The sequence below is a fragment of the Neobacillus phoenicis genome (assembly GCF_047302305.1).
Classification (GTDB): Bacteria; Bacillota; Bacilli; order Bacillales; family Cytobacillaceae; genus Neobacillus.
The window spans coordinates 2,864,347-2,882,432 of sequence record NZ_CP154847.1; the positions used below are offsets into that span (position 1 = coordinate 2,864,347).

An 18,086-nucleotide genomic window follows, 5' to 3' on the forward strand; every position below is an offset into this window, starting at 1 on the left:
TTCCATAAAACACTCATTTTACTAAATTCAACTTATATTGACAATTGTACTTACGAAAGGGGAAGGACCTTTGATGGCTGTTATTCCTAGACCTGCATCAACTGTAGTATTAATGAACGATTTGTCTAAGGTCTACTTGACCAAAAGACCAACAACGATGAAATTTTTTGGTGGTTATTGTGTTTTTCCTGGGGGTGCGGTAGATAAGATTGACTATGAAATTGCTAGTCAGTACATTAAATATGGAAACCATGATGAGACCTTTCATCCTGCTTATTATGTAGCTGCAGCAAGAGAATTGTTTGAAGAAGTAGGGATTCTACTTGTAAGTACTGGGGACGGAGCTCTTACTAATATAGAATCAGATAAGGTAATTAAATACCGTCGTCTTCTTCTGAATCGAGAAATGTCATTCTTAAATATATTGGAACAGGAAGGATTTCAGCTGCAACTTGAAAACTTAGCCTATTTTGGACATCTCGTTACACCTGAGATTAACCCGATTCGATTTGATACAAGATTTTTTCTCACTCAGTTGCCAACTGGACAATTTCCCAATCCTGATAGTAATGAGATTGATGACGCCTTTTGGTTCTCTCCAGAGGAGGCATTATGCGCTCATCAAAATGGAGACATTTCGCTGGCTCCACCAACAATTCTAGCACTTAAAACAATTATGAACTTCAATAAAGGCGGCCCCTTATTGATGCCAGATCTAGAAACTACAAAAAAATGGTTTGATAAAAGATAAAACTAAATTGAACGGTTGTCCTTATGTGTTTATCATTACTTTGCCTGAAATGAGTGGTGGTTATGGTTGTTAACCATTCTTTGTGGCCGAGTGGCTTTGTACCATTGGAAGCAAAGTATGATGATAAGTATAAGGTCAATAGCATCTCCCCCATAGTACATAAGTATTGCACCGGATTCTGCCTGATTCGCGGAAATCCCTTGCGGTGGATAAGCAAAAATGTACTTGGAAAGGATGTTGTGACCGGTTAAGGCTAATACCAGTACCATGGCTCGATAGGCAAAGCTTGTCCGGTGTGGTGTTGGATCTATATTGATAAATGCCGATGTAAAGACAAAACCAGCGAGAAATACATGAAAATGTACTACTACGTGGAGCAAAATACTTTGTTGCATGGAATTGTATAGACTGCTTGTGTACAATACCCAAAGTCCTCCCACATTTAGAAGGGAGGCAACAATTGGGTTATTAATAAATCGGATCGGTGCAGTTCTTAAAATCTTTGAAAGGGTACGAGCTGTTCTTACATTTATCGTTCGGAAAACAAGTGTCAAAGGGGCAGCCAGAACCATTAAAAGTGGAGCCAGCATCCCAAGAAGGAGATGACCAATCATGTGCCAATTGAAATATATATGACTATGAACAGCTATTGGTCCAGCTACTGCTCCCATAGCACAGGAAACTCCGACAAACCATAAAACAACCCGGTAAACAGGCCATGTCTTTTGCCGGTGAATGGTTATGACCACTAATACAAGATAGATAACTAATAACAGAACAAAAGGCATTGCTAATAACAATTGGGGAGTTAAATTCCCCATAAGTTCGTCCATGTGATGATTGGTATGCATACTAACTAGGTGCCCCCAGTCTAATTTTTTTTGCGCTGCGGATGACTAGAACGATCCCTATTATAATCATAATGATAGAAGTAATATGCCAAACCATGTCGTAGGGCAAGATCGGGACATTATAACGAATTTGGTGAAGTCGCATCAGTTTATGCTGAATCGTACCATCATAAAATTGAAACCCTCCAGCACCGAGCAGTACTCCTCCAATCCACCTCATTGGTAACCATGCATTTCTTCGCCGAAAGTCAGCAACCATAAACAGCCCACCTACAGTGGCAAACCAACTAAACGCGTGGAAAAAACCATCTGAAACAAGGCCGATGGCTTTTGTTGACTTATCGTAAAAATGGTGCCAATGCAGCAATTGATGAAAAACCGTTTCGTCAATAAAAGCAACTAATCCAATTCCGAATAGAATACCTGACCATAGATTACGATTTATGTATATGGAACGGGTTGTTCCGTTTGATTGACGTTTTGGATATACATTTTCCTCCATAAGATCCTCCATTATTTACTAAATTACAATTATTTTCTCCTAAATATAATGAAGTAATCACTACTGGAAAAATTCAATCATAAAAAAGCCATCGAATACTAAAAATGAAACTTAGTATACGACGGCATTTTGAAATATTATTCCCCATTAAACACTTCGGGATTTACCAAATTATTTGGACGTTTTCCTGTTAGGCCTGCTAGTAAATTTTCAACAGCTAGATTAGCCATTTTCAATTCGGTTTCAAAGGTAGATGAGCCAATATGAGGAGTTGTGACAACATTAGGGAATTGAAGAAGCGGATGTTCTTCGGTTATGGGTTCTATTTGGTAAACGTCCAAAGCTGCACCATAAATCTCTTTTTTTCTCAGTGCCTCAATGAGTGCTGATTCATCGACTGTTTTTCCACGTGAACCATTTACAAAAACACATGAATTCTTCATTAACTTAAATTCACGTTCCCCAATTAAATTCTCTGTCTCAGGTGTAAGCGGGGTCATCAAACAAACAAAATCTGATTCCTTTAAGAGTGTATCAAGGTCACAGTAGGTAGCATCATACTTTTCCTCAGCTTCAATATTACGGCTGCGATTATGATACAAGATTTTCATGTCAAATCCCAAATGTCCTCGTTTAGCTATTGTTGAGCCGATTTTTCCCATTCCAATAATGCCTAATGTTTTATGATGGACATCAATGGCATATTGATCAGTTGTTAAATGTCCTTTCCACTTTCCATCTTTCACGAAATGATCTAGTTCAGAAATGCGTCTTGCTGCTGAAAGGAGAATCCCGAAAATTGCATCAGCCGTTGTGTCTTCAAGTACACCAGGGGTATTTGTCCCCATTACGCCACGCGCTGTCATTTCATCAAGGGAGAGATTATTAAAACCAGTAGAGTTATTTGAAACAATTTTTAAATGTGGTGCACGTTCTAATAATTCCTTGTCAACTGGAAGGGCTAGACCAACGATACCTTCTACCTCTTTAAGTGTATGTAAAAATGCGGGGTCTGTTTTGGGATTTATACCGTTAAAAATTTCCACTTCGAATCGATCATCAAGTTGTTCAAGAGCTTCTTTTAAAACGAAATTATAGGCAATTATTTTTCTTTTCATCAGATAGAGAACTCCTGTTCTAATAGGTAATTTTATATTAATAAAGTGACATAGAAAGCGGTAGGAGTCAAACATTCTCATAGTCTTAGACTATACAATATTGAAATGTACTCAGAAAACAGTAATAGGATTAAAGTACCAATTTTGGAATAATTGACAAGTTTTTACTTCTTTTTTATAATTAAGAATGTATACGAGCAAGGAATCTAGTAAAAGGGGGTATTTTAGTTGAAAAAGAAAAGGTTTATTGTTGTGATGGTCTTTCTTTTAACCATGTCTATGATTCTTGCAGCCTGTGGTAGTAAGGATGAGGGAGGGGAAAAAGAGGGAACAGGAGGCAAACAGACGGAGGAGAAGCCGAAATTCATTAGTATTCTAACTGGTGGGACAGGTGGTACATATTATCCGCTTGGTGGCTCGTTCGCAAAAATTATTAAGGATGCAACAGGAATTGACACAAATGCGGAAACCTCCGGGGCATCTGCAGAAAATATGACAACCCTTAAAAAGGGTGATGGCGAAATTGCGTTTACACAAACAGATATTGCTTCATACGCTATCCAAGGGAAGCTGATGTTTAAAGATAATAAGGTAGATAATGTCAAAGCAATTGCCACTCTTTACCCTGAGACGATTCAACTAGTAACTACGAAGAAATCTGGAATAAAATCCGTCGAAGATTTAAAAGGGAAAAAGGTCTCCATTGGGGCTCCTGGATCCGGAACTGCTGCGAATGCGGAGCAAATCCTTGAAGTACACGGGATGACCCTAAATGATATTAAGAAACAAGACCTATCCTTTGACGAATCCACACAAGGTATTCAAGATGGAACCATTGATGCTGCATTCGTTACTGCAGGTACACCAACAGGTGCTGTCGAAGGACTTTCGGCTACAGAGGATGTCGTGATTGTCCCAATTGAACAGGACAAAATTGACGCACTTATCAAAAAGTATCCATATTATGTAAAGGATGAAGTGCCTGCGGGTACATATGGCTTAAAGGATAAGGTAACCACTGTTGCTGTTCAAGCCATGTTAGTGGTAAGAAGTGATCTTTCTGAAAAAGTAGTTTACGATATTACTAAGGCTATCTTCGAAAATTTAGACCAAGTAACACATGCAAAAGGGAAGTTAATAAAAGTTGAAAATGCGTTAAATGGGGTAGGGATTGATGTACATCCGGGGGCACAAAAGTATTTTGATGAAAAGGGTGTAAAGGCCCAATAAGAAGTAGAACTTAACCTTTGACCGGCAGCAGTAAGCTTGCCGGTCTCGTTTTCTCCATAAAAACATGCTCAAAGCAAGGAGTGAATATGCGACGGGATAGGTTATTGTTAGTTATCATTATGCTAGCAAGCTGCTTGATTATAGCTATTACTCTTCTAGTTTTAATCCCGCTAAGGCTAGCGATTGTTTTTCAACCTGCTCATTCAAACGCCAAGTTAGCTTATATCCCTTTAAAGGGTGAATCTGAGTTTCAAATCAAATACACACATTCTATTCATTTAACAGATGTAGTAGAAAGCTACAAGATTACCATTAATCATCAAATCCAACAATATGAACTGATGTATGAGGATTTTTCTATAGGTATGCCCTCTAATGCAGAGGAAGGAGAAAGATTCGAACAAATAAACGGAAAATATTACATCAGAAATATGAAACGAGTCTTTCCTTCTTTCTATTTACGGGTGGGCCAGGTTCGGGCCAATCACCGGGTGATTTTTCATAAAAAGGAATATCCTTTATCCCAATCTATTAAACCCGGAACCTCCGTAAAGGTAGAAATACAAAGACTAACCTTTTTTCAACAATGGAAAGGAGTGAATATCCTTGAGTCATTATGATGAAACGCTTTCTGACGAAAAACAACAAGAACTTTTAGAGAAATATGACCCAGAGGCTGGAACTAGGAAACTAAAGGGTATGTTAGGATGGATAGTCTTTGTTGGATTATTATCCTTTTCTTTGTTTCATCTTTATACAGGAATATTTGGTATGTTAACAGCGCAGCTTCAACGTTCGATTCACTTAGGTTTTGCTCTTGCACTCATTTTTTTACTTTTTCCTGCACGGAAAAGAAATAGAGGGAAAGAACATAAAGTAGCCTGGTACGATATGATTTTGGCTTGTATTGCGGTTATTGTCGGTTCCTACTGGCCATTAATGATCGACGAATTGGTATTAAGAGCGGGTAACTTAACTGATCTGGATTTTTATGTTGGATTGGCTGGTATCTTATTAGTGTTGGAAGCCACTCGTCGTGCGGTAGGTCTTCCAATTACCATTATCGCTATACTCTTTATGTGTTATGGTATTTTTGGTCAGTACATGCCTGGCTTTATTGCCCATCGAGGACTTGACCTAAATCGTTTAGTACAAACCATGTTCTTTACAACAGAAGGTATACTAGGTACTCCACTCGGTGTGTCCTCGACCTTTATTTTCCTCTTCTTATTATTTGGGTCATTCCTAGTTAAAACAGGTGTCGGACAGTACTTTAATGACCTTGCTATTGCAGTTGCTGGAAGGAGTATTGGAGGACCCGCAAAAGTAGCCGTTTTTTCCAGTGCCCTACAAGGAACAATAAGCGGAAGTTCTGTAGCAAATGTTGTGACTTCAGGCTCCTTCACCATTCCTATGATGAAAAAGTTAGGTTATAAAAAGGAGTTTGCAGGTGCTGTAGAAGCTGCAGCATCAACTGGAGGTCAATTGATGCCCCCTATTATGGGAGCGGCAGCCTTCCTAATGGTTGAATTTATTGGAGGCGGCATTACATATTGGGATATTGCTAAAGCTGCAGCTATTCCTGCCGTCCTTTATTTTAGCGGAATTTGGATCATGACACATTTTGAAGCCAAACGAATTGGTCTTCGCGGTTTAACGAAGGAAGAGATGCCAAATAGAAGAGAAGTGCTGAAAAAGATCTATTTATTACTGCCCATTATTGCTGTTATCTTATTATTAATGTCTGGGATGAGTGTGATTCGGGCAGCGTTATGGGCGATTGTCATCACTGTAGTGGTAAGTGCCATAAAAAAAGAAACTAGAATTGGTTTTAAAGGCTTCATTGATGCGCTTGTAGATGGAGCTCGATCAGCGCTAGGGGTAGCAGCTGCTACTGCTGCAGCTGGAATCATTGTTGGTGTAGTTACAAAAACTGGTTTAGGTTTGAAGCTTGCAAATGGTTTATTAGATTTAGCAGGTGGTGCATTATTACCGACGTTATTCTTAACAATGATTACCGCTATCGTGCTAGGGATGGGTTCGCCGACAACAGCCAACTATGTCATAACCTCTACGATTGCAGCGCCAGCAATTATTTTGTTAGGAATTCCTGATTTATCTGCTCATTTGTTTGTATTTTATTTTGGAATTATTGCAGACATAACACCTCCGGTTGCATTAGCCGCTTTTGCAGCGAGTGCAATTTCAGGTGGGGAGCCATTTCGAACGGGTGTAAATTCTTCAAAACTAGCTATTTCTGCGTTTATTATTCCATATATGTTTGTACTGTCACCTGAATTATTAATGATTAATACGACTTGGACTTACTTAATATGGGTAGTCTTTACAGCCTTTTGTGGAATGTTTGCTATTAGTACCGGTGTCATTGGATTCTGGATTCGGGAAATGTTTTGGTATGAACGGGTTGTTGCGATTGTTGCCGGTTTATGTCTAATCTATCCGGAAAATATTACCGATATCACTGGACTTGTTGCATTTGGCTTATTGTTTACCTTGCAATTTATGATAAAGAGGAATAGTATGCCACGCACTGGAATATAGCCAAGCACATTTAATAAATAACTGTTGGGTCCTCATAAAAGTGAGGACTTCTTTTGTTTATTAGGACTTTCAACATAACCATAGACTAATCGGCATTCATCATGAGCAGTCCAATCACATTCCAATATGACTAATTGTGCAATTTTCGACATTTCCTGTTGGAACCTTTACCAAAGTTTAGTAGAATAGTAGGAAAGATAAAGTGTAAAACTATTTCTTCTAGGGTAACTTTCTCACTATATAAAATACCAGTATAGTTTGCTAAAATAATAATAGGTAGATTTGATTTCTACAAAATACATAGTAACAAAGTCTATGTTGAATTTTTTGAATAATGTGGCAATGTGGCAGCCGAGTAGGAGGAAATATTAATGTGGGATTTTAATATGGATATAGATCAAGTAGCTAGAATAAAAGTAATTGGTGTTGGTGGAGGGGGAAACAATGCCGTTAACCGAATGATTGAAGCAGGAATTCAAGGTGTGGAATTTATAGCTGTTAATACTGATGCACAAGCTCTTAATCTATCAAAAGCAGAGATTAGGATGCAAATTGGAGCAACATTGACAAGAGGATTAGGTGCAGGTGCAAATCCAGAGGTAGGTAGGAAAGCAGTGGAGGAAAGCAGGAGTCAACTGCAAGAGGTGTTAAAGGGTGCAGATATGGTTTTCGTAACAGCTGGTATGGGCGGAGGAACTGGAACAGGTGCTGCGCCTGCAATTGCCCAAATTTCCCGTGAACTTGGGGCTTTAACTATTGGAGTAGTTACACGTCCGTTTGGTTTTGAAGGAAAAAAGCGTGCAACAAACGCTCAGAACGGAATCGAATTAATGAGGAAAGCAGTCGACACTCTTATCATTATTCCAAATGATCGCTTATTACAAATTGTAGATAAAAAAACACCGATGATCCAAGCTTTCCGGGAAGCAGATAATGTTCTACGACAAGGGGTACAAGGGATCTCCGATTTGATTGCAGTTCCTGGATTAATCAATCTTGATTTTGCTGACGTAAAAACGATTATGTCTAATCAAGGTACAGCATTAATGGGGATTGGGGTAGCAAAAGGCGATGGGCGTGCGGTGGAAGCGGCCAAAAAGGCAATTTCTAGCCCATTACTCGAGACTTCAATCAATGGTGCACAAGGGATCTTGATGAACATTACAGGAGGAACTGATTTAAGTTTATACGAGGTACAAGAAGCGGCAGACCTAGTGGCTTCTGCAGCGGACCACGAATTAAACATGATTTTTGGTTCTATAATTAATGAAAATTTTAAAAATGAAATTATGATAACTGTTATAGCAACTGGATTCTCACATGATGAGATTGAAACTAAAAATGTTCCATCATCTCCTACAAGAGAAAGTAAGACTAGACAGCAGTTTGGAACTTTCCAACCTAAACAGGAATCAATGGTTCATGAAGAATCAGTGATTGAAAACAGTCGACAATGGCAGGAGAAGGAAGAATTGAAATCTGATTATAGTCATCATCAAGTACAGGAATCGGATGATTCGCTCGATATTCCAACATTCTTACGAAACCGAAATAGAAGGAATAGATAGATTCCGTTTGGGTTAGTGGCCTATAAACAATTTTAGGAGGTACCACTTATGGTCTACAAATTATCATCATCTGATTCTAAAAATCTAGCTCTAACGATATATAACGACAATTTTGCTGTTGTGAAAGAGACGAGATCTTTTACCCCTCAGGAGAATGAGACGGTTGTTCATTACCTTGACGTAGCGAAACAGATTGAAACGAATTCGATTATTGTTTCTGGTGTAGAAGTTAAAGAGTTAAATTATGATTTTGATTTGGTAGACAAATCCAAGCTGTTGGAAAAATATATAGATCATATTGTTTTTTTATTAGACTCCCATACAAATGAGAGGTCGGAAGTTCGATTGCTAAGTGTAAGTGGGGGGATCGTGGTTGAAGATATCCAGACGAAGGAAATTAAACTGGATCCCCTTGGAGAATTAATTTTACCCAAACTCCCTAATGAATTAATTGTAAAACCAGCACTTGTATGGAAAATAAAACCTACAACCGCTCATATTATTGATGTATCATACATGACAAAGGGCCTTTTTTGGGAGTCAAATTATGTGCTAAATCTTAAAGAGCAAACCTTTGACCTTTCAGGATGGGTTGAGATTCAAAATTATTCAGGTACAACTTATCATGATGCAATGATAAAGGTGCTAGCTGGTGATGTAAACCGGGTGGAAGAAGAGACACGCTATGATGAGGATTTTACTGTATATAATAGCGTTGAATCTATGGAAGAAAACTTTAATGAAAAGATTTTTGGTGATTACCATATATATACTTTAAAGGAACCGACCACCTTAAAGGATAATCAAGCGAAACAAATGAAATTTATCCAGGTTAATAATGGTACCTTCAAACGTTATTATGAGATTGATGATTATACAAATAATCCAAAAATTATGATTGAGATTAAAAACACTCCAGCCAATAACATGGGTATACCACTGCCAAAAGGGAAAATAAAGGTGTACCAAGAGGATAACGAGGAAAAGGCTACTGAATTTATTGGTGAAGACAGAATTGGTCACACTACAAAGGACGAGAAAATTACTTTATATATTGGCAATGCCTTTGATATTGTTTGTGAAAGTAAAATTCTTAAACGTTATAAAATGAAAAACTCTGAATACGTACAACACGAGTATGTATTAAAAAATCAAAAAGTTGAAAGTGCACAGATAAAAATCACCCACTATATAAGCGAACGTTTTTGGAAAATTGAAGAATCAACTGACGAATTTATAGAAAAAGATGCTAATCATATAGAGTTTTGGGTAGAGGTACCTCCAGGTGAGGAGAAGACAATTGGATTCGGGATCACTTATGATCGTGCTCTTTACATGGAAATAAAGAAAATAGAAGATTAGTAGAATCGAACATATTAAAAGTGAGCTCATTTCTTTAATAGAGATGAGCTTTCCTTGTGGGAAATTATAAAATTGAACCTATATATCAACCAATTTCTTCGACATTAAGTTGGAATATTCGCAAAATAAATTTTATTGAAAGCGTATGCTATAATAATGATATAAAAATCACTGCAAGGAGTAATCGCTATGTTGAAAGATATTTTTATGAGTTTATCTCAAAACCAATTTCTAAATAGTGCTGCTAAAAAATATGGTTTGAAAATGGGGGCACAAAGTGTCGTTGCAGGAACAAATATAGAAGAAGTTATTAAAAGTATAAAAGAGCTGAACTCACAAGGAATTTCTTGTACAGTAGATAATTTAGGAGAATTCGTTTTTAAAGAAGAAGAAGCTAATGCTGCAAAAGAACAAATCCTAAATGTAATTGAAGCTATTCATGAGCATAAAGTGGATGCGCATATCTCTTTAAAACCTACTCAATTGGGCTTAGATATAGAATATTCTTTCTGTTTAAATAACTTAAGAGAAATTGTTGATTTAGCAAACCGTTATGGTATCTTTGTAAATATTGATATGGAGGATTATAGTCATTTAAGTCCTACATTTGATTTACTTGATGATCTTTCTCTTGAGTACGATAACGTTGGAACAGTTATTCAGTCCTATTTCCATCAAGCACAAGAATATCTTGAAAAATATAAAAATTATCGTATCCGAATTGTAAAAGGTGCATATAAAGAATCACCAGAAATTGCTTTCCAAGATAAAAAAGATATTGATGCAAATTTTATTAAAATATCTGAATGGCATTTATTGAATGGAAAATTTACATCAATTGCTACACATGACCATAAAATAATTAACTATTTAAAGGATTTTGTTAAAAAGAATAATATTCCAAATGACAAGTTCGAATTCCAAATGTTATATGGGTTTAGAAAAGAACTTCAATTAAAGTTGGCGAGTGAAGGTTATAATTTCTGCACATATGTACCTTTTGGTAATGACTGGTATGGATATTTCATGAGACGTCTAGCTGAACGGCCGCAAAACTTAAATCTTGTTGCTAAACAAGTATTCAACAAAAAAACAAATACAATTATTGGTGTAGCTGCAGGTGCATTTTTATTAGGTAAAATGACCAACAAGCAAACCAAGAAAAAAAGAAAATAATACAGACAAAATCCTCCCATCAAATAGATGAGAGGATTTTTTATTACAGGGGAAAATTTGCCTCCCTTATGTATTTAAAAAGGCACCTAGCCTTTGTGGTTATTACAATCACAAAGGTTAGGCACCAGGTTTTACAGCATTATAGGAAAAATCGGTATCATCCCATTGGAATATACCTTCTTGGAGCTTTATTCTAAAATCGAAGGGGCAGGTGGACGAATTTACGTTTGACTCCTCTTCTCCAGTAGTCATTTGGTCCAATATTAGTTGCTTGAAACGAAGTAAATCTGTTTTAGATGCAATCCGAATTATTCGATCTAAAGTAATACTTTTCTCACTGATTCCATGACAATTACAAATACTTGTTTGAAAACCTTTATTAAACTGAATCATCATGTGTAAATCATTGATACTCGCAACCCCAAAAACCTCTTTTATTACATCCTCATAACGTAGCTGTTTTCCAGTTGCAAATTTAATCATATTCCTCTCAGGATTTTCTAAGAAATAAACGGTTTCAATCGAACCTTCCATGTATAGCACCTTTTTCCAATTATTTTTCTAGCGCAATGAATTAAGAATGGTGGTTGAATTATAAACCTTCTTGTAAAAAAAACACTCATTCTAATCCCTTCTATTCTTATTATATCATACTTTATTATGGGTGCCGGAAAAGCAATCGGTTTGTGTCGATATAACCACAGTAATAAGGACATGCCGTGGTGAATAAAATGGGTGAATGGGATTGATTCCCAAAGTGATCAATAAAATGGGATTAGAACACCACTGAATAATCAATAAGAGGAGTAGTTGGGGCAATGAGCAAACGAAATTGGGCTATTTCTATTTTTGTCATTAGTAGTCTAATAGGATTGACGGGGTGTACAGAGGGAACAACAAAAGAGGTGGCACAGGAGAAAAAGGTAATACAACCTCAAAAGCAATCCGAAAAACAGCCGAAAGAAGAACCACCGAAGGTAGAGGAACCTAAGCAAATTGTTGTTAATGTCATTGACCCGAATACGAAAACAATTATCAAGAGCTTTATTCCGAAAGATATGGGGTTTGAAAACAACAAAGAGATCTACCAAAAGGAAATTGAGAAATGGGCTAAAGATTTGGCGAGAGGAACTGAAACATCAACGGGGTATGACCAGCGAATGGTACTTGATAAAATTGATGTTAATGGGCAAATCATTAAAGGAAAACCGAAAGTGATACTGGAGGAATCGGAATTAGTAGAAAAGGTTATGGCCGCATCGCTTGTAGGCGGAGACATTGATCTACCCTTGTACGTTACTGAAAGTGGCTATAAGCCCGAGGATATCGCTCATTTAGGAGAAGTTGTAATAGGAAAATTTACTACAAAATTTAATAGTGCAGTGGTGGGGCGATCAAAGAATATCGAGTTATCAGCACAAGCTATCAACAATATCATTGTTGGATCCCAAGATATTTTTTCCTTTAATACTACGGTTGGACCTAGTGATGCTGCACACGGATATCAAAAGGCAAAAGAAATTGTAAATAAAAAAATGGTAGATGGGATTGGTGGGGGAATTTGCCAGACTTCTTCCACGTTATTTAATGCGGTGGATTTATTAGCAGTAAACTATGTAGAAAAGCATCACCACTCCTTATCAGTTGGTTATGTTCCAGCCGGTCGTGATGCGACAGTGTCATATGGAGGCCCGGATTTTCAATTCAAGAATACAACGGGATATCCTTTTTTAATTAAAGCAATTTATGGCAAAGGTACATTAACTGTGGAAGTTAGAACATCAGCTACTTATCAAAACCTCATAGCAAAGAGATAAAAAAGAACAAAAAAGGTGACAGCACAGCGTTTGCTTGTCACCTTTTATTGTATAATAGCATTAAAGAAAGGTGGTAAATTATGGTGTTGCTTTTTAAGAAAAGAGAGTTCAGAATCGCAACTTCGGGGATGGATTCTGTTGAGAAAATAAGATTGGGCGGAGTGGAACAGACCGTACTAATTCAGGCAGAAAATCCTACAAAACCAGTTCTGCTTTTTATTCATGGAGGACCATGTATGCCTGTTCCAGGTGTAGTATCTCGAGGTCAAGATTATGCCGTGTCAACTACGACTAAAGAACTCGTTAAACACTTTGTTGTTGTTTTTTATGATCAACGAGGTGCAGGAAAATCTTATGATAAGAATACACCGGCTGAATCTATGAGAGTCGAGCAATACATTACTGATTGCAATGAATTAGTAGATGTACTCAGAAGCCGTTTTAATCAAGAAAAGATCTATTTGGCCGCCCATTCTTGGGGGTCCATTATTGGATTAAATATGACCTTAAAATATCCGGAAAAACTTCATGGTTATATAGGGATTTCACAAATTTTAAATTGGACAAATAATGATAAACTCTGTTATGACTGGGTTGTAAATAAAGCAAAACAAGCCAATGATCAAAAGACTTTGAAGAAACTGTATGAATTAGGTCAACCTCCCTATCTTAAAGTAAAACAATGGACCGAATTTCGCCGACCTCTAATTAAATATAATTCTATGGTATATAAAAGTGATACGGTAAAACATCCAGGTATGATTGGAGGGATAAAACAATTTTTTACTAGTTCTGAGTATTCCTTAATGGATATTTTCCATTCCTTTTATAGTGCCTATAATCTTACATACACCCAAGAATTAATCGAGGATTTTGCAAAAATAAATTTAAATCAACTGAAAAAAGTAGAAACTCGAATTGCATTTTTACATGGTACAAAAGATGTCCATGTAGAAGGGAAACCGGTGGAAACTTTTTTTAATAATCTAGAGGCACCACTTGGAAAAGATATGGTTTGGTATGAAAACTCATCGCATATGTTTCATCCCGAGGATGCTAGAAAGATAGAAAAATATATTATTGATTTTGCCCAAGCCTAATGTTTGGAAGGGGATAGCAATGAGCCAATAGGAGACCACGTGCATACTTATACGTGGTTTTTTTTGACGTCCGAATTTATTGAGTAAATGCATATTCCACCTTTTTCAAGCAAAAAATACATTTGGATCTTTTAGCAAAAAATAGGAGGTAATATATGAAATGGTTTTATAGGATATTCATGTACTCAGTAATTCTTGCCTTATTTGGGTGGACAGGACAGCATCAAGCTTTTTCACGAGTAGTAGATGATCAGAATCATTATAGTGTAAACAAAACAAAAAATGATGAACTTCAAGTGGCAAGGCAAAATCCTCAAGGGGATCAAGGCCTATCCGAAGAATATCATGGACATCAATCTGACCGGCCTGAAGCCAAAAATCCTAAAAAGGTAAAGCCGCCTGCAGCCGACAACCGGCTTGTTCAAGTTCAACTTTTAGGTATCAATGATTTACATGGTCAGTTAAATGTTACTCGTAAAGTAAATGGTAAGCCTGCAGGACGCATTGACTATTTAGCTGCTTATCTAAAACAAAGAGAAGCAGAGAATAAAAACACACTTCTTGTTCAGGATGGAGATATGGTTGGAGCAAGTCCACCAGTATCAGCACTTTTACAAGATGAACCAACCATTGAGCTACTTAATAAACTTGGATTCGATATTGGAACTGTTGGAAATCACGAATTTGATGAAGGTTTAAATGAACTCCTTCGTCTAATTAATGGTGGCTCCCATCCAAAAACTGGGAATTTTGCTGGTTCCACATTTCCATGGATAGTAGCAAATGTAATCAATGAAAAAACAGGAAAAACCATTTTACCTCCCTATCACGTGATGAAGGTAAATGGAATGCCCATTGGTTTCATCGGAGTGGTAACAACTGAGACACCTACTGTCGTTGTTCCAAGTGGTGTAGCGGGCTTAAAATTCACCGATGAGGTAGAAGCGATTAACCGTAATGTTGCTGAACTGAAAAAACAAGGAGTAAAATCGATTGTTGTTTTGGCCCATAATCCAGGTACATCTGGCCCAAATGGAGAAAACCCTAACGGCCAGCTTGTAGATATTGCCAATCGAGTAGACGATGAAGTAGATATTATATTTGGCGGTCATAATCATGCCTATATGAATGCAACAATTGATAATAAACTGGTGGTTCAGTCTTATTCATATGGGACGGCTTTTTCAGACGTTGATATTGAAATTGATCCGAAAACGAAGGATATTGTTTCCAAGCGGGCAGAGATCGTCACAACCTTTCAAGAAGGGATAGAGCCAGATTCAGAAATTAAGAAAATGCTTGAAGGCTATGAAGCCAAGGTGGAGCCAATTGTTAACCGGGTAGTTGGATCTACATCAGAAAATTTAACAGCAAAGCAAAATGACAATGGTGAATCTGTTCTTGGGGATTTCATTGCCGATGCACAAAGAAAGGCGATGAATACAGATTTCGCCTTTATGAATCCTGGAGGTATACGAGCTGACATTGATCCGGGTGATATTACTTGGGGTGAGGTATATACGGTACAGCCTTTTAATAATGAATTGGTTAAAATGACAATGACCGGGCAGCAAATTCGTGACTTGCTTAACCAGCAGTGGGGTACAAGAACTGCGATATTGCAAATTTCGGGTTTAACATATTCATGGGACCCTAATAAACCTGTTGGAAACAGGGTAGTTAGTGTTAAGCTTTCGGATGGTACAGAACTTAACACAGCTAAGTTGTATACGGTAACTGCAAACATCTTTTTATCTGGTGGTGGAGATGGTTTTACTGTATTCACTAAAGCCCAAAATAAAGAAGTGGGTCCTGTTGATCTAGATGCGCTAGTTAATTACATTACTGCACAGCCAAAATCGTTTTCCTATCCACTTCAAAATAGGATACAGAAGGTACAATAATACAATAAAGGATGGCTCTTCTGTTTAAGAGTCGTCCTTTTTCATTAGTTGAACTTTGATTTAAATAGAAAGAAGATTTAGAATAATCCATATAAACAATTTCGTTTTTTTATTTGGGAGGGAGAAATTTGGAGCAATTTATTTCGCCAAAGAAAATTTACCATGGGGCAGGGTCATTAACAAAATTAAAAGATATACTAAAGGATTTACAAGCTAAAAGAGTTTATTTATTATCTGACCCTATTGTAAAGGACTTAGGTGTGATTCAACCCATTCTGACCATCTTGGAAGAGCTAAATATTGAATTTCAATTAGATACTAATGTTGTGCCGGAGCCTCCAATAGTGGTGGGGAATCAAGTGGTAAGTGAAATTAGAAAATACAATCCTTGTTTAGTTATTGGTGTAGGCGGAGGGAGTGCGCTGGATTTAGCAAAGGCTGCTGCCGTCCTTGTAGAAAACGAAGGCTGTGTAGAGGACTATTTAAATTTAAGCGGAACGAAAAAGCTTTCAAAAAAGGGGCTACAAAAGGTTTTAATTCCGACGACATCTGGAACGGGTGCAGAGGTTACAGATATCGCTGTTTTTTCTTTAGAGGAAACCAAAGATGTTATCACTCACGAATATTTGTTGGCTGATTATGCAATTGTCGATGCATCGTTAACTTACACATTACCACCAAGAGTAACAGCTGCAAGCGGCATTGATGCCTTCACACACGCCTTAGAGGCTTATACTTCAAAAAACGCCACTCCACTAACCGATATTTTAGCACTAGAAGCAATGAGAAAGATAATTGATAGTATTCGTACGGCAGTAGAGAACGGTCAAGATAGGTTAGCAAGAGAACAAATGTCATTAGCCAGTTTATTGGCGGGATTAAGTTTTTTTAATGCAGGTGTGGCTGGGGTTCATGGTCTAGCTTACCCCCTTGGTGGCTTATATAAAATACCTCATGGGGAATCAAATGCTGTTTTATTACCTTACGTCTATGATTATATTTGGCCGGCTTGTTTGGAAAAAATCATGATTGTCGCTGACCTATTTTCGATAACGAGCAAGGGGAAAAGTGAAAAGGAAATCGCGCAGGAAGTGGTTCATTGCTTACTAGACTTAGTGCAAGATGTCGGTCTGCCTACAACACTAAGTGCGTATAACATCCAACGGAAGGATGTTAAACGGTTGGCTGAGAATGGGTTTAAACAGAAAAGGCTATTAAATAGGAGCCCAAAAGAGTTTACTATTGAAGCAATTGAGCAAATTTACGTCAAGGCTTATGAAGGAGTTATAACAAAAGATAACTAACTTATGGAGAAGGGGGAAGCCTTTATGTATAAAAAAGTCATTGAACCTCGTGTTTCTGAGACGGACGGGGTGGGTCATATCAATAATACAACCATACCAATTTGGTTTGAAGCAGCTAGAAACGAAATTTTCAAATTATTTACCCCTGACTCTTCCTTTGAAAATTGGAAAATGATTATTCTCAATATGAACGTGGATTATTTAAAACAAATATATTTTGGAAAGGATGTAGAAGTTTTTACATGGGTTAAAAGGATAGGAAATTCCAGTTTACAGCTTTATGAGGAAATCCATCAGGAAGGAAGAATTTGTGTAAAAGGAACAGCCACTTATGTAAACTTTAATCTCAAAACACAACAATCTGAAACAATACCTCAAGAGATTAGAAGAGAACTAGAACTGAACCTATATCAACGGAGTGAATGATATAGAAAAAGATGCTTGATATTTTATGGAATATATACTAGTATTTATTTTAACCGCTTTATACAAGATGTTGTTATGTTTTTGTTATTAAAAACCATATATTGTGTTTGCCTTGAGAAGAGATGCCGTTAGGCTTAATAGGGAATCTGGTGAAATACCAGAACTGCCCCCGCAACTGTAAATGCTGACGAAATGGGAAAACCACTGTATAAGAGAGTTTAATTGATTAGGCGCTTATACGGGAAGGGCTCATAGTAGGGAGAAGCATAAGTCAGGAGACCTGTCTTTCTTAAGATGTTTCAACTTCTTCGGGGATTGAGAAGATGAAACGGTGGCGACAGGAGACACCTGAAATTTTTTCGTCTTCCGTATTGTTATCGTTTCATCCGCTCAATTCACCTTGAGCGGATTTTTT

The 18,086-nt window shown here is 37.3% G+C and carries 15 protein-coding genes, 1 pseudogene and 1 riboswitch; of the genes and pseudogenes, 12 read left to right on the forward strand and 4 right to left on the reverse strand.

Annotation, left to right across the window (positions count from 1 at the left end; genetic code table 11):
• Positions 1-73 precede the first annotated feature (73 nt).
• On the forward strand, positions 74-751 hold the full coding sequence (locus AA0X95_RS14925; RefSeq protein WP_413310055.1) for an NUDIX hydrolase: 678 nt from the start codon (positions 74-76) through the stop codon (positions 749-751).
• Positions 752-786: 35 nt separating this feature from the next.
• On the opposite strand, the gene AA0X95_RS14930 is transcribed toward AA0X95_RS14925, so the two are convergent.
• From AA0X95_RS14930 to AA0X95_RS14940, 3 genes are all read right to left on the reverse strand, one after another.
• Positions 787-1,602 carry a cytochrome c oxidase assembly protein gene (locus AA0X95_RS14930; protein WP_413299103.1) on the reverse strand — a complete coding sequence of 272 codons (816 nt, stop codon included), beginning with the start codon at positions 1,600-1,602 and terminating at the stop codon, positions 787-789.
• Between the two features lies 1 nt (position 1,603).
• Positions 1,604-2,104, reverse strand: a complete 501-nt coding sequence (locus tag AA0X95_RS14935; RefSeq protein WP_413299105.1) for a DUF2243 domain-containing protein — start codon at positions 2,102-2,104, stop codon at positions 1,604-1,606.
• 137 nt (positions 2,105-2,241) lie between these two features.
• Complete coding sequence (locus AA0X95_RS14940) at positions 2,242-3,222, reverse strand: 2-hydroxyacid dehydrogenase (protein WP_413299107.1); 981 nt, start codon at positions 3,220-3,222, stop codon at positions 2,242-2,244.
• Positions 3,223-3,450: 228 nt separating this feature from the next.
• On the opposite strand from AA0X95_RS14940, the gene AA0X95_RS14945 reads away from it, so the two are divergent.
• From AA0X95_RS14945 to AA0X95_RS14970, 6 genes and pseudogenes are all read left to right on the forward strand, one after another.
• On the forward strand, positions 3,451-4,452 hold the full coding sequence (locus tag AA0X95_RS14945; protein ID WP_413299109.1) for a TAXI family TRAP transporter solute-binding subunit: 1,002 nt from the start codon (positions 3,451-3,453) through the stop codon (positions 4,450-4,452).
• Positions 4,453-4,538: 86 nt separating this feature from the next.
• Positions 4,539-5,072, forward strand: coding sequence for a DUF1850 domain-containing protein (locus AA0X95_RS14950; RefSeq protein ID WP_413299111.1), 534 nt, complete (start codon positions 4,539-4,541; stop codon positions 5,070-5,072).
• Entirely contained in the window at positions 5,059-7,014 is a 1,956-nt protein-coding gene (locus AA0X95_RS14955; RefSeq protein WP_413299113.1) for a TRAP transporter permease, read from the forward strand. The genes AA0X95_RS14950 and AA0X95_RS14955 overlap by 14 nt, the downstream gene beginning before the upstream one ends.
• A gap of 371 nt (positions 7,015-7,385) precedes the next feature.
• Positions 7,386-8,330, forward strand: a pseudogene (ftsZ, locus tag AA0X95_RS14960) (cell division protein FtsZ); the annotation flags it as partial.
• Positions 8,331-8,630: 300 nt separating this feature from the next.
• Positions 8,631-9,944, forward strand: a complete 1,314-nt coding sequence (locus AA0X95_RS14965; RefSeq protein ID WP_413299115.1) for a DUF4139 domain-containing protein — start codon at positions 8,631-8,633, stop codon at positions 9,942-9,944.
• Positions 9,945-10,133: 189 nt separating this feature from the next.
• The gene (locus AA0X95_RS14970) at positions 10,134-11,120 is read left to right on the forward strand and encodes a proline dehydrogenase family protein (RefSeq protein WP_413299117.1); all 987 of its coding nucleotides are present in this window, start codon (positions 10,134-10,136) and stop codon (positions 11,118-11,120) included.
• A 117-nt stretch (positions 11,121-11,237) separates the two neighbouring features.
• On the opposite strand, the gene AA0X95_RS14975 is transcribed toward AA0X95_RS14970, so the two are convergent.
• Complete coding sequence (locus AA0X95_RS14975) at positions 11,238-11,654, reverse strand: hypothetical protein (RefSeq protein WP_413299119.1); 417 nt, start codon at positions 11,652-11,654, stop codon at positions 11,238-11,240.
• A 284-nt stretch (positions 11,655-11,938) separates the two neighbouring features.
• On the opposite strand from AA0X95_RS14975, the gene AA0X95_RS14980 reads away from it, so the two are divergent.
• The 5 genes from AA0X95_RS14980 to AA0X95_RS15000 all read left to right on the forward strand — a co-directional run bounded on the left by AA0X95_RS14980 (position 11,939) and on the right by AA0X95_RS15000 (position 17,671).
• On the forward strand, positions 11,939-12,937 hold the full coding sequence (locus AA0X95_RS14980; protein WP_413299121.1) for a VanW family protein: 999 nt from the start codon (positions 11,939-11,941) through the stop codon (positions 12,935-12,937).
• 80 nt (positions 12,938-13,017) lie between these two features.
• The gene (locus tag AA0X95_RS14985) at positions 13,018-14,037 is read left to right on the forward strand and encodes an alpha/beta fold hydrolase (protein ID WP_413299123.1); all 1,020 of its coding nucleotides are present in this window, start codon (positions 13,018-13,020) and stop codon (positions 14,035-14,037) included.
• Positions 14,038-14,192: 155 nt separating this feature from the next.
• Positions 14,193-15,941, forward strand: a complete 1,749-nt coding sequence (locus AA0X95_RS14990; protein ID WP_413299125.1) for a bifunctional metallophosphatase/5'-nucleotidase — start codon at positions 14,193-14,195, stop codon at positions 15,939-15,941.
• A gap of 128 nt (positions 15,942-16,069) precedes the next feature.
• Positions 16,070-17,245, forward strand: coding sequence for an iron-containing alcohol dehydrogenase (locus tag AA0X95_RS14995; RefSeq protein WP_413299127.1), 1,176 nt, complete (start codon positions 16,070-16,072; stop codon positions 17,243-17,245).
• 24 nt (positions 17,246-17,269) lie between these two features.
• A complete protein-coding gene (locus tag AA0X95_RS15000; protein ID WP_413299129.1) occupies positions 17,270-17,671 on the forward strand; it encodes an acyl-CoA thioesterase in 402 nt (133 codons plus the stop codon).
• Between the two features lie 103 nt (positions 17,672-17,774).
• Positions 17,775-17,974, forward strand: a riboswitch (cobalamin riboswitch).
• Positions 17,975-18,086 lie beyond the last annotated feature (112 nt).